General features: G+C 46.9%; 9 protein-coding genes, 1 tRNA gene and 2 rRNA genes. 7 read left to right on the forward strand and 5 right to left on the reverse strand.

What is annotated here, in order from left to right:
- From AC6R16_RS22220 to AC6R16_RS22230, 3 genes are all read left to right on the forward strand, one after another.
- Positions 1 to 1,477, forward strand: a 23S ribosomal RNA gene (locus AC6R16_RS22220); the annotation flags it as partial.
- A 92-nt stretch (positions 1,478 to 1,569) separates the two neighbouring features.
- Positions 1,570 to 1,685 (forward strand): 5S ribosomal RNA (gene rrf / locus AC6R16_RS22225).
- A gap of 31 nt (positions 1,686 to 1,716) precedes the next feature.
- Positions 1,717 to 1,793: transfer RNA gene (locus tag AC6R16_RS22230), tRNA-Asp, on the forward strand.
- A gap of 635 nt (positions 1,794 to 2,428) precedes the next feature.
- Here the strand turns inward: AC6R16_RS22230 and AC6R16_RS22235 are convergent.
- The 4 genes from AC6R16_RS22235 to hemC are packed head-to-tail and all read right to left on the reverse strand — an operon-like array spanning position 2,429 to position 6,522.
- A complete protein-coding gene (locus tag AC6R16_RS22235; RefSeq protein ID WP_494506253.1) occupies positions 2,429 to 3,616 on the reverse strand; it encodes a heme biosynthesis HemY N-terminal domain-containing protein in 1,188 nt (395 codons plus the stop codon).
- Positions 3,616 to 4,830: a uroporphyrinogen-III C-methyltransferase gene (locus tag AC6R16_RS22240; protein WP_500675746.1), complete on the reverse strand. Its 1,215-nt coding sequence runs from the start codon at positions 4,828 to 4,830 to the stop codon at positions 3,616 to 3,618. The genes AC6R16_RS22235 and AC6R16_RS22240 overlap by 1 nt, the downstream gene beginning before the upstream one ends.
- Positions 4,831 to 4,833: 3 nt before the next feature.
- Complete coding sequence (locus AC6R16_RS22245) at positions 4,834 to 5,577, reverse strand: uroporphyrinogen-III synthase (protein ID WP_494506251.1); 744 nt, start codon at positions 5,575 to 5,577, stop codon at positions 4,834 to 4,836.
- 6 nt (positions 5,578 to 5,583) lie between these two features.
- On the reverse strand, positions 5,584 to 6,522 hold the full coding sequence (gene hemC, locus AC6R16_RS22250; protein ID WP_500639584.1) for a hydroxymethylbilane synthase: 939 nt from the start codon (positions 6,520 to 6,522) through the stop codon (positions 5,584 to 5,586).
- Positions 6,523 to 6,857: 335 nt separating this feature from the next.
- On the opposite strand from hemC, the gene AC6R16_RS22255 reads away from it, so the two are divergent.
- Positions 6,858 to 9,386 carry a class I adenylate cyclase gene (locus tag AC6R16_RS22255; RefSeq protein ID WP_004745016.1) on the forward strand — a complete coding sequence of 843 codons (2,529 nt, stop codon included), beginning with the start codon at positions 6,858 to 6,860 and terminating at the stop codon, positions 9,384 to 9,386.
- Between the two features lie 53 nt (positions 9,387 to 9,439).
- Here AC6R16_RS22255 and cyaY read toward each other — a convergent pair whose 3' ends face one another.
- Positions 9,440 to 9,754, reverse strand: coding sequence for an iron donor protein CyaY (gene cyaY / locus AC6R16_RS22260; RefSeq protein WP_494506248.1), 315 nt, complete (start codon positions 9,752 to 9,754; stop codon positions 9,440 to 9,442).
- A 75-nt stretch (positions 9,755 to 9,829) separates the two neighbouring features.
- Here cyaY and lptM point away from each other — a divergent pair, with 75 nt between their 5' ends.
- From lptM to dapF, 3 genes are read left to right on the forward strand one after another with little or no spacing between them, the layout of a single operon-like run.
- Positions 9,830 to 9,949: an LPS translocon maturation chaperone LptM gene (lptM, locus tag AC6R16_RS22265; protein WP_004745018.1), complete on the forward strand. Its 120-nt coding sequence runs from the start codon at positions 9,830 to 9,832 to the stop codon at positions 9,947 to 9,949.
- Positions 9,950 to 9,979: 30 nt separating this feature from the next.
- Positions 9,980 to 11,233, forward strand: coding sequence for a diaminopimelate decarboxylase (gene lysA, locus AC6R16_RS22270; RefSeq protein ID WP_500675747.1), 1,254 nt, complete (start codon positions 9,980 to 9,982; stop codon positions 11,231 to 11,233).
- A 10-nt stretch (positions 11,234 to 11,243) separates the two neighbouring features.
- A complete protein-coding gene (dapF, locus tag AC6R16_RS22275; RefSeq protein WP_171325796.1) occupies positions 11,244 to 12,074 on the forward strand; it encodes a diaminopimelate epimerase in 831 nt (276 codons plus the stop codon).
- Positions 12,075 to 12,095 lie beyond the last annotated feature (21 nt).

A 12,095-nucleotide genomic window follows, 5' to 3' on the forward strand; every position in this document is an offset into this window, starting at 1 on the left:
AGAAGGCTAGGTGGGCCTGGCGACGGTTGTCCAGGTTCAAGTGCGTAGGCTTGAGAGTTAGGTAAATCCGGCTCTCTTTAAGGCTGAGACACGATGTCGAGCTACTACGGTAGTGAAGTCATTGATGCCATGCTTCCAGGAAAAGCCTCTAAGCTTCAGATTGTAAGGAATCGTACCCCAAACCGACACAGGTGGTCGGGTAGAGAATACCAAGGCGCTTGAGAGAACTCGGGTGAAGGAACTAGGCAAAATGGTACCGTAACTTCGGGAGAAGGTACGCTCTTGACGGTGAAGTCCCTTGCGGATGGAGCTATTGAGAGTCGCAGATACCAGGTGGCTGCAACTGTTTATTAAAAACACAGCACTGTGCAAAATCGTAAGATGACGTATACGGTGTGACGCCTGCCCGGTGCCGGAAGGTTAATTGATGGGGTTAGACGTAAGTCGAAGCTCTTGATCGAAGCCCCGGTAAACGGCGGCCGTAACTATAACGGTCCTAAGGTAGCGAAATTCCTTGTCGGGGTAAGTTCCGACCTGCACGAATGGCGTAATGATGGCCACGCTGTCTCCACCCGAGACTCAGTGAAATTGAAATCGCTGTGAAGATGCAGTGTACCCGCGGCTAGACGGAAAGACCCCGTGAACCTTTACTACAGCTTGGCACTGAACATTGACCCTACATGTGTAGGATAGGTGGGAGGCTTTGAAACCGGTACGCCAGTATCGGTGGAGCCGTCCTTGAAATACCACCCTTGTAGTGTTGATGTTCTAACTTAGACCCGTTATCCGGGTTGAGGACAGTGCCTGGTGGGTAGTTTGACTGGGGCGGTCTCCTCCCAAAGAGTAACGGAGGAGCACGAAGGTGGGCTAATCACGGTTGGACATCGTGAGGTTAGTGCAATGGCATAAGCCCGCTTGACTGCGAGAATGACAATTCGAGCAGGTGCGAAAGCAGGTCATAGTGATCCGGTGGTTCTGTATGGAAGGGCCATCGCTCAACGGATAAAAGGTACTCCGGGGATAACAGGCTGATACCGCCCAAGAGTTCATATCGACGGCGGTGTTTGGCACCTCGATGTCGGCTCATCACATCCTGGGGCTGAAGTCGGTCCCAAGGGTATGGCTGTTCGCCATTTAAAGTGGTACGCGAGCTGGGTTTAGAACGTCGTGAGACAGTTCGGTCCCTATCTGCCGTGGGCGTTGGAAGATTGAAGGGGGCTGCTCCTAGTACGAGAGGACCGGAGTGGACGAACCTCTGGTGTTCGGGTTGTGTCGCCAGACGCATTGCCCGGTAGCTAAGTTCGGAATCGATAACCGCTGAAAGCATCTAAGCGGGAAGCGAGCCCTGAGATGAGTCTTCCCTGACCCCTTGAGGGTCCTAAAGGGTTGTTCGAGACTAGAACGTTGATAGGCAGGGTGTGTAAGCGTTGTGAGGCGTTGAGCTAACCTGTACTAATTGCCCGTGAGGCTTAACCATACAACACCCAAAGGGTTTTGATGGACTCAAAGCAAGAACAGATTTGAATGTGTATGAGAACACAATAACAGCTTTCCGAATTAAAGAATTTGCTTGGCGACCATAGCGATTTGGACCCACCTGATTCCATGCCGAACTCAGAAGTGAAACGAATTAGCGCCGATGGTAGTGTGGGGCTTCCCCATGTGAGAGTAGGACATCGCCAGGCTTTAAATTTAGACTTTAGGTCTAACCAGTGCGGAGCGGTAGTTCAGTTGGTTAGAATACCGGCCTGTCACGCCGGGGGTCGCGGGTTCGAGTCCCGTCCGCTCCGCCACTTATTCCAGACCTCAGCAGCAATGCTGGGGTCTTTTTGTATCTGCGGTATTATTTTGCTCTGCGACCAACGAGTCCCGGTTGCCCGCAACCCCGGCCGACAGCCACTTATTTAGAAAGCCTAGTCTTACGACTAGGCTTTCGTCGTTTTAGAAGCCCGTTGCTGACGCAACGGGCTTCTTGCGTTTAAGGGATAGATGGGACGGGCTACGCCCTATGGAATTGGGAACGGACTTTGTCCTATGGAACACTTTGTTTCTGGAAAACGGGATCGGGCTTCGCCCTGCTGGAATGTTACGCGTTGAGAACCTTAGGTGGATAGCGTCCTTTGAGAGGTAAACTGTCATTCCATAGACTGACGAAGGAAGGAGTAGGGAATCTCATAGTGTATTCGACTCGCTTCTAGAGATCCCAAAGTCATTCGCCCCCTCGTTCTTGAGGACGACAGCTGTACAAAAGAGAGTGGACACTAGGTATCTGCCCTTCTAACTATTTCCAGTTTTCCAGTTTTCCAGTTTTCCAGTTTTCCGTAGGACGAAGTCCGTGCAGCCCTTAATGCTTTTCGAATCGCGCCGTATTGATTAGATATAAAAAAAGCCACTCGAGTGAGTGGCTTGGTCATTGCTTTTTGATTTACTAAGCAGCAGGTTCTTTGATAAGCGTAAGTGCTTTCTTAGATACTTCATGAGCTGCTTTAGTTAAGTTCTGCTTCTCTAGTGCGTCAGAAAGGTAACCATAGTCTGAAACATTAGAGCGTACAGATAGTGCCTTCTCTAAGTGCTGCTGAGCCTCACTCCATTCTTCATTACGTAAATGGAACTGAGCGATGGCGCTGTGCGCTTCCGCATTATTCGCGTCTTTACGCAGAGCGCCTTCTAGGAAGGTCACTACTGGGTGATTATCTGCAAGCTTAAGCTCTGGTAATAGGGCATAGAGGTCAGAGTTAGGGTGCTTTTTAAGTGTCTCTTTGATCAAAGTAAACGCTTCATTGTCTGCTTGGCGCGAGATCAGCTGCTTAGCAAAACACTCAACAAGGTGAGCATCTACTTTCGCCTTACGCGGTAGACTATTCCAATGGGCAATGAGGCCTTCACTGCCTTTCTGCTCTGCTACATCGCTAAGCAGTCCGCATTGGGCGCGTTGCATCAAAGGCTCTTGCTCTTCTTTAGAGACAATTTTGTTTTTGACTAATTTAGGCAGAAGATCTAACAGTGGCTGCCATAGCTTTAGCTCTATATAAACTTGTTTGAGTAGATTCAAGACGATAGCGTTATTGGGATAGCTGCCCTTTATGTTCGAGAGCGTATCGAACGCATCGTTATAGTTGGCATCACGGATCTGCTGCTTAGCTCGGGTAAGCTCCACTGCTAGCTGCGAATTTTCCTGCTGGGAGGCTAACTCTAGGTAACGGTCACGTTGCTGGTTGTTACCCATACCCTGTGCCGCTTCTGAAGCGACCAGGTAGCAGAGCAGCGGCATATCATGATGATTTGCCCAGCGCGTGACTTTCTTCTCTGCCAGTTTGAAGTCACCCTCTAACAACTTGATTATGCCTTCATTTGTATAGCGGCGTGAGCGGCGCATTTTACGTACGCTGAACCAGTTCCATGTTGCTGAACTCGCGCTAAGTGCTCGTTTAATCAAGAACTCTAGACCAAATAGGGCAGCGAGGGCGGCGATAACAAAGATAACCAGAGTAGTAACGCTCATCTCAATGGTTTTATTTGCTACAGAGATTAGCACGTAACCTTGCTGGCCTGCGTATTGAGTCCCGGCAAACAAACCTAAGCCAAGAACGACAAAGAGGAAAATAATTCGAAACATTAGTTTTCCTCCGTCACTAGGGTGGTGACTTCTCGGCGTAAGCGGTCACGAATCACATCTGAGAGCTGCTGCTGTGTTTCCAGTTTGACTGGGTACTCAACCTGCACCGTCTGTTTGCTTAACAGTTCAAGCGCCTTATTGAACTCTTTCACTTCATTAGAATCTTGGTTAAAGAAGGTCGCTGACCATTTATCCGCAGTCGTTAATGCTGTGCTGTAGATATCTTGCTGCTCGACGTAAACAGCTTTAATTGCGGTCTCTAGCTTAGCTTTAATGTTCTCTTTTAAATAAAAGTGTTGCTGTGGAGAAAGTAGTGGAATGACATTGCCATCACGAGTTCTAAACGTAATGAAGTTCTCTGAGAAATCTTTTAGAGACGTCATTAAGTTATTTTGCCAGTCGTTTACATCTTCAGAAACAACCTGTTTTTCAACTTGTTGTGCTTCTGGTAATAGTGCATTGGCTAATGGCAGGTTATCCACTTGTTGTTGCAGTGACGTGATGCGCAGCACTAAGCCTTCTCTGTCGACCAGGGGAACCGTTTTTAGTTTGGTGATGTCGTTAGCCATAGATTTACGCAAAGGCACTAGGCTTGGGTCATTAAGCGCCGCAATTCTTTGGTCTGCACTTTCCATCAGTTTGGTCGCACTAACGGCATCGTGCTCTAAGAACAGTTTTCTACCCGCTAGTTTAACTAAGTAATCGGCTTCTGCGAGCAGCCAGTCATTTGGTCGGCGACCTTTCACGTCAGCTACCGCAACTTGTAGGCTTTCGATGCTTTTTTGCTGCTGCTCAAGAACGGTTTCAGCACGGTGGGTAATTTCTGTCGCTTTGGCAATAGCTTGTTGCTTGGTTGAATCGAGTTCTGACTGAACACTGGTTTGAGTTTGCTTTAGTTGAGCTTGAAGAGCATCTATCTGCGCTTGATATTGAGCATTCTTTTGCTGCATTTGGAAAGTGAGACCACCGCCTATCAATAAAGAGATGACAATGGCGATAGTGCCAAGTTTTACGCCGCGCTTACCTTGCTTCTCTTCAAACTCAGGTTGTGTAGTTGCGGCAGACTTGGCTTCAGGCTGAGAGGCTTGTTCAACGGCCGGTTGTTCCGCTTTTGTTTCAGTAGTATCAGACGCGTTTGTTGCTTTGCTTATTTCCTCTGCCGATTTTTTTTCTTGGTCAGGGGTATTGTTATCGTTGTTATTTTTTTTGGTCATTACTTATTGTCCTGTTTCACTTGGCCGGAGAGCAGCCAGTAATACTTTATTAGAGGCACTGAAGGTGTTGGTAACAACTTTAAAACCGACTTCTCGTGCTTGTTGCGCTATTCGCTCACTGGGTACATACAGATGGAGCGTAAACAGCCAGGCCTTATGCTCATCAGTTAGTTGAGAAACAAAGTAACTAAGCTGACCTGAACTGGTGATGACTAATTGAGTTATTTTTTCATTTTGCCAGATAGGTACGAGCAAATCTGAGCGGAAAGCTAGGTTTTCTCGTTTATACACCTCGCGATATTCAACTTGAGCGCCACGGGCGACTAGAGTATCGAATATCAACTCTCGCCCTCCATTGCCTCGTAGAATCAGGATCTTTTTGTTGGCGATAGAGAGTAAGGCGTCTTGTAGTAGCAGATGTTCACTATCACTGACTTCTGGGTAGTGTACTGTTTGTCGGGTTGCTTTGCTTAAAACGTGTGCAGTTTTTTGACCAACGGCAAGGTAGGTCGTGCTATTGGGCCAACTTTGCTCAAGTTTTTGCAGGTATCTATCGGTAGATGTCACCGCATGCTGACTGACGGCGATGATAATATCGAAATGAGAAATGGATGTTTCCAGCCCTTCGAGTTGCTCTCCGGGCTGAATGTCTATCAAAGGTTGGTGATGGCTTTCAATACCAACCTCTGACAGCTTGTTACATAGCGAGCGGCCTTGTTGTCCCGGCCGAGTGACCAGTACTGCCATAAGGAGTTACTCGTGCTCAGCGTATAGCTTGGTTAAGATCTCTTTCGCACCTTGGTCGAGTAGCTGGTTGGCAAGCGTAATGCCAAGAGCTTCAGCATCAGTACGAGAGCCACGAATCTCACCACGAACGATCTTTGAACCATCAGGTTCGCCGACTAGGGCACGTAACCATATGTTGTCGCCATCAATTAGAGAGTAACTACCAATTGGTACTTGACAGCCGCCCTCTAGAGTGAGGTTCATCGCACGCTCACACAGTACGCGATCGGCGGTTTCTTTGTGGTTGAGTGGTTCTAGTAACTTAATTAGGCGTTCGTCATCAAGACGACATTCAATACCTACAGCGCCTTGTCCTACCGCCGGTAGAGATTGTTCTGGTTCGATAAAGCTCTTGATGCGCTCTTCTAGTTCAAGGCGTTTCAAGCCAGCGGCAGCGAGAATGATGGCATCGTATTCGCCTGCGTCTAGTTTACCTAGGCGAGTGCCTACATTGCCGCGTAGCTCTTTGATCACTAAATCTGGGCGAGATTCTTTTAACTGGCATTGACGGCGTAAGCTGCAAGTACCTACTACGGCACCCTGAGGCAGCTCATCAATATTGTTATAGGTATTTGAAACGAAAGCGTCGCGAGGATCTTCACGTTCACAGATCGTCACCAGACCAAGACCTTCAGGGAAATCGACAGGGACATCTTTCATTGAATGAACGGCAAGGTCGGCGCGTCCTTCTAACATAGCCACTTCTAGCTCTTTAACGAACAAGCCTTTACCACCCACCTTCGCTAAAGGTGTATCTAGAATGATGTCGCCTTTGGTTACCATCGTCACTAGCTCAACTTCTAAACCAGGGTGAGCAGCCATTAAAGCGTCTTTAACATAGTGAGCTTGCCAAAGGGCAAGAGGGCTTTTGCGCGTCGCAATTCGAATTGGAGTTTGTTGAGTCATAGTGTTCTGCAGATAACAAAATAATGGCTTAATCCTACCATTGTCAGCTAGAAAAGTATTATTGCTTATTCGACCGCATGAGGCTTAGGTGTTTGCTAGCACAAAATGATTAAAAGAGTGTGACTAAGGTCTCGTTTGTAAAATAGGCTATTATTATTAATAGAAGTTACGTACCACACTAAGAGCGACAACTTCGGATGGGCAAAATTGTGTCGAATCGATCGTACATTTCTTTACCAACTCAAAGAAAAGTGATAGATTGATCACGTTTTGTTGGTGCTTTAGAACAATTAATAGTCAAAGTGCCATCTAGGATATGAACCAAGGAAACCCCCTTGCAGGCTTACACCAAGACGCTAATTAAAAGACTTGATAACCTAAACCAGCAACGTGTTGAGCGTGCGCTGGCTCTTATGGATTTGCCAAGTCAGCGTGTGTTCCATCTGATCCCAACACTGCTTCATTTCAATCATCCAGTTATCCCTGGTTATTTCGACGCGCAAGTACCATTTGGTGTTCGCGAGTTTGAATTGAATGACATCCAGCAACAATTTGTTGAAGATACTCAGTTAACGATTGGTCAGCCGCTTACTACCAGTGACAACCCAGCGATCTTGGGTCTGTACACTATGGGCAGTACTTCCTCCATTGGTCAAAGTACTTCCAGTGATCTAGATATCTGGGTGTGCGTTTCGCCAAGCATGAGTTGTGACGAACGTGAAAGTCTTACTAACAAATGTTTGCTGATCACCGATTGGGCTCAAACGCAGGGTGTGGAAGCTAACTTCTTCTTAATGGATGAAGAGCGATTCCGTTCAAATCACTCAGAAGAGATGACGGGTGACAATTGTGGTTCATCTCAGCACTTACTGCTGCTCGATGAGTTTTATCGCAGCGCAGTGCGTCTCGCCGGTCAACGTCTACTGTGGCAAATTGTTCCTCCTGAAATGGAAGAGTGCTACGACGAATACGTGAAAGACCTCTGTGGCAAAGGTTATATCGATTGTTCGAAATGGATCGATTTCGGTCAGCTTAATCGAATCCCTGCAGAGGAATATTTTGGCTCTAACTTATGGCAGTTATATAAGAGTATCGACTCGCCCTATAAGTCAGTTTTAAAAGCCATCCTACTTGAAGCTTATTCGTGGGAGTACCCTAACACTCAACTTCTCAGTCTAGATACTAAGCGCCGCTTCTTTGCGCATGAGCCCGACCTTTATGGTATGGATGCGTATTATCTGATGCTAGAAAAAGTCACCCGCTATTTAGAGCGTATTGGTGATACCACTCGCTTAGATCTTGTGCGCCGTTGTTTTTATCTTAAAACGCACGAAAAGCTATCTCGTGAGCCAAGTGTCGGCTCTGTTGCTTGGCGACGTGAAGCACTCTCTGACATGGTGCAGAAGTGGGATTGGGATAGCTCAGTGATCGCTGAACTTGATGACCGCCGTAATTGGAAGGTGGAGCAAGTAAAAGTGGTGCATCATGCGTTGCTTGATGCCTTGATGCAGAGCTACCGTAACTTGATTCAGTTTGCGCGTCGCAATGACATTACTTCGGCGATCAGTCCGCAAGACATCAGTATTCTTGCGCGTAAGTTATATGCGGCATTTGAAGTCCTGCCTGGCAAGGTGACGCTGCTCAACCCGCAGATTTCACCTGATTTGCACGAGTCAGACTTAACTTTTATTGAAGTGAGACCAGGGCGTACTAACCAGTCTGGTTGGTACTTGTATAAGCAACCTCTTACGCCACACCGTATTCTTGGTCAGGCGCCATTAGAGCACAACGAGTATCTCAGTAAGCTTGTTGCTTGGTCTTTCTTTAACGGCCTAATCACTGAATCGACTCGATTGCATTCTGTTATCCGCGATGCGCATCTTGATATCGACAAGTTTTATCAGATGGTGAGTGATTTGCGTAATACCTTCTCACTACGTAAGCGTCGTCCTACGATGCAGGCATTAGCTAGTCCGTGTGAGATTAGCCAATTAGCGATGTTTATCAACTTCGAGAATGACCCAACGTCTGAGCTAAGCGGCAAGTCACTTAAGCTTGATCCTAAAACGACCGATATTTTTAGTTTTGGTTCTGAACAGAAGTGTTTAGTTGGCAGTGTCGACTTGGTTTATCGTAACTCTTGGCATGAAGTGCGTACTCTGCATTTTAAAGGCGAAACTGCCATGCTGGATGCCTTGAAAACGGTATTAGGTAAAATGCACCAAGATGCGATTCCGCCAGAGTCAGTTGATGTGTTCTGTTACAGCAAAAACCTGCGTGGTGTGATGCGTAATATGGTGTATCAGCTTCTTGCTGAGTGTATCGATTTACGCTTAAAACCTGTTGAGCAAGAAAAGCGCCGTCGCTTTAAAGCGTTGCGTATTGGTCAACAAACTTATGGTTTGTTCTTTGAGCGTCGCGGTGTTTCGGTACAAATGCTGGAAAACTCGGTCGACTTCTATCGCAGTATCTCAACCAATAAGTTGAAGGGTTCACCGCTGTTAATGCTTGATAAAGAGCAAGATTACCAGCTACCTGAAATTGTTGATGGGTTTGCCAGTGAGGGCCTGATCCAGTTCTTCTTCGAAGACAGTGAGCAAGGCTTTAATATCTATGTACTGGATGAAGCGAATCGCGTTGAAGTCTACCATCAGTTCAAAGGTGAGAAAGACGAGATGATCGCGAGCGTGAATAGTTTCTACACCTCGGTACAAGATGAAAATCCGTTGTCTTCTAAGCTGATCAATTTCAACCTACCGCAGTATTATCAGATTGTTCACCCTGAAGATGATGAGTCTTACATTGTTCCGTATCGTAATGATGGAGCAAGTTACTCAAGACCGAGCAAAATTGTTAACGCCTAGATACAAAAAAAGAGCATCCACAGATGCTCTTTTTTATTGTTCTTAATGGGCGATTATTCCCACTCAATGTCTTCATCGCTGTGCTTTTCACACTCTTGCTTAACCATGGCAATCAGCTCAAGACCTGTTTTCGAGCAAGTCCACTGCTCTTCAACGAGCGCAAAGTGGAAACCGCCGGATTTAGAGGCTAGCCAGATCTCTTTCATTGGCTCTTGGCGGTTGATAATGATTTGACTACGGTCTTCAAACTCCAGTGTCATTACGTTTCCAGAAGTCTCGTAGTCGATGTCCGCACCTGAATCATCAATCATTTCCTCGATGATTTGCATTTGAACATCTACTAACTGATGAAATTCAGTATCGTTCATCTAATCTATCCTATTGCTTTTCTTGAGTGTGGTGCGATTATAGGGGGCATTGACAGAATAATCACGATAGAACCCATGAAAAAATCAATCTTAGCGCTATTTATCTTTTCAGTCCTTGGCTTAGCTGGCTGTGGTCAAACTGGACCTCTATACATGCCTGAAGACGCTCCACAAAAAGAGCAACCTTCACAATAAAACGATAATCAGAATATAAGGGAAAGTACTTTGGATTACTTCAACTATCAGGATGATGGCCAGCTATGGGCCGAAGACGTCTCATTGACTGAACTGGCGCAGCAGTTTGGTACACCACTTTATGTATACTCGCGCGCGACTCTAGAGCGCCATTGGCATGCTTTTGATAAGTCAGTCGGTGAGCACCCGCATCTTGTCTGCTACGCAGTCAAAGCGAACTCTAACATTGGTGTATTAAATGCTTTAGCACGTTTGGGTTCTGGCTTTGACATCGTCTCAGGTGGCGAGTTAGAGCGTGTGATTGCCGCTGGAGGTGAGCCAAGCAAAGTGGTGTTCTCAGGTGTCGGTAAAACCGCAGCAGAAATGAAGCGCGCGCTAGAGCTAGGCATTAAGTGCTTTAATGTGGAGTCTGAGCCAGAATTAGAGCGCCTGAACAAAGTAGCTGGCGAGCTTGGTGTGAAAGCGCCAATTTCACTGCGTATTAACCCAGACGTTGATGCGAATACTCACCCTTATATTTCGACAGGCTTACGTGATAACAAATTTGGTATCGCGTTTGACCGCGCGCCTGCGGTTTACAAGTTTGCGCAGAGTCTAGAAAACCTCAATGTTCAAGGTATTGATTGCCATATTGGTTCACAGCTAACCGACATCGAGCCTTTCATTGATGCGACCGATCGATTGCTTGCGCTAATTGATGATCTTAAAGCACAAGGCATTACTATTAAGCACCTTGATGTGGGTGGTGGCTTAGGCGTTGTCTATCGTGATGAACTGCCACCAGAGCCTTCAGATTATGCTAAAGCACTGCTTGGTCGTTTAGACAACCATCAAGACCTTGAATTGATTTTTGAGCCAGGCCGAGCCATCGCCGCAAATGCCGGGCTGCTGCTGACTAAGGTTGAATTCCTTAAGCATACCGAGCATAAAAACTTCGCCATCATTGATGCCGCGATGAATGACCTGATGCGTCCTGCTTTGTACCAAGCTTGGCAAGATATTGTGCCAGTTGTGCCGCGTGAAGGCGAAGCCGTGACTTATGACCTAGTAGGACCTATCTGTGAGACGGGCGACTTCCTAGGTAAAGACCGCGCATTAGTACTGCAAGAGAACGATCTCTTGGCAGTGCGATCTGCTGGAGCCTATGGCTTTGTGATGTCGTCGAACTACAACACTCGTTGCCGAGCGGCAGAAGTGATGGTTGATGGTAAGCAAGTACACCTAGTTCGCCAGCGTGAAGAACTATCTAGCCTGTGGGCGCTTGAAAACGTACTTCCGGAGTAATTGGAGTCTTATGCATTTCCATTTTTCTAAAATGCACGGTCTGGGTAATGATTTCATGGTTGTTGATTGCATTACCCAGAACATTTTCTTTTCCCCTGACCTGATCCGCCGCTTAGCGGATCGTCATACTGGGGTGGGTTTTGACCAACTATTAGTGGTTGAAGCGCCATATGATCCAGAAACAGATTTTCACTATCGGATTTTTAATGCCGATGGCAGTGAAGTAGAACAGTGTGGAAATGGCGCGCGCTGTTTTGCTCGTTTTGTGCGCATGAAAGGGCTGACCAATAAGTACAGCATCAGTGTCAGCACTAAGAAAGGCAAAATGGTTCTTAACATCGAGGAAGATGATCAGGTCACGGTTAATATGGGTGTGCCTGAATTCGAACCGAGTAAGATTCCATTTAAAGCTAAGCAAACGGAGAAGACCTACATCCTTCGTGCAGAAGACAAGACGCTTTTCTGCGGCGCAGTCAGTATGGGGAACCCTCATGTGGTGACTGTGGTTGATGATGTCGCGACGGCGGATGTTGATACACTGGGACCACTATTGGAATCTCATGAACGCTTCCCTGAACGCGTTAACGCTGGCTTTATGCAGATCGTAAGTCGCAATGAAGTGAACTTACGAGTGTACGAGCGCGGCGCAGGAGAAACTCAGGCTTGTGGCAGTGGTGCATGTGGTGCGGTTGCCGTTGGCGTTGTTCAGGGATTACTGGATGAGAAAGTCACGGTAAACTTGCCGGGTGGCTCGCTTAAAATAGCGTGGCAGGGCGAGGGAAAACCTCTCTATATGACAGGGCCTGCTACCCATGTGTTTGATGGTCAACTAAGCTGCTAATAGCCCCAACTATTTTGGGTA

Source organism: Vibrio sp. R10-SG3-ISO10 (assembly GCF_059834185.1).

Excerpts from the sequence above, each read along its gene's own strand:
- hemC (WP_500639584.1), bottom strand. The coding sequence starts at position 6,522 with ATGACTCAACAAACTCCAATTCGAATTGCGACGCGCAAAAGCCCTCTT.
- AC6R16_RS22235 (WP_494506253.1), bottom strand. The coding sequence starts at position 3,616 with ATGTTTCGAATTATTTTCCTCTTTGTCGTTCTTGGCTTAGGTTTGTTT.
- cyaY (WP_494506248.1), bottom strand. The coding sequence starts at position 9,754 with ATGAACGATACTGAATTTCATCAGTTAGTAGATGTTCAAATGCAAATC.
- AC6R16_RS22240 (WP_500675746.1), bottom strand. The coding sequence starts at position 4,830 with ATGACCAAAAAAAATAACAACGATAACAATACCCCTGACCAAGAAAAA.
- lptM (WP_004745018.1), top strand. The coding sequence starts at position 9,830 with ATGAAAAAATCAATCTTAGCGCTATTTATCTTTTCAGTCCTTGGCTTA.
- dapF (WP_171325796.1), top strand. The coding sequence starts at position 11,244 with ATGCATTTCCATTTTTCTAAAATGCACGGTCTGGGTAATGATTTCATG.
- AC6R16_RS22245 (WP_494506251.1), bottom strand. The coding sequence starts at position 5,577 with ATGGCAGTACTGGTCACTCGGCCGGGACAACAAGGCCGCTCGCTATGT.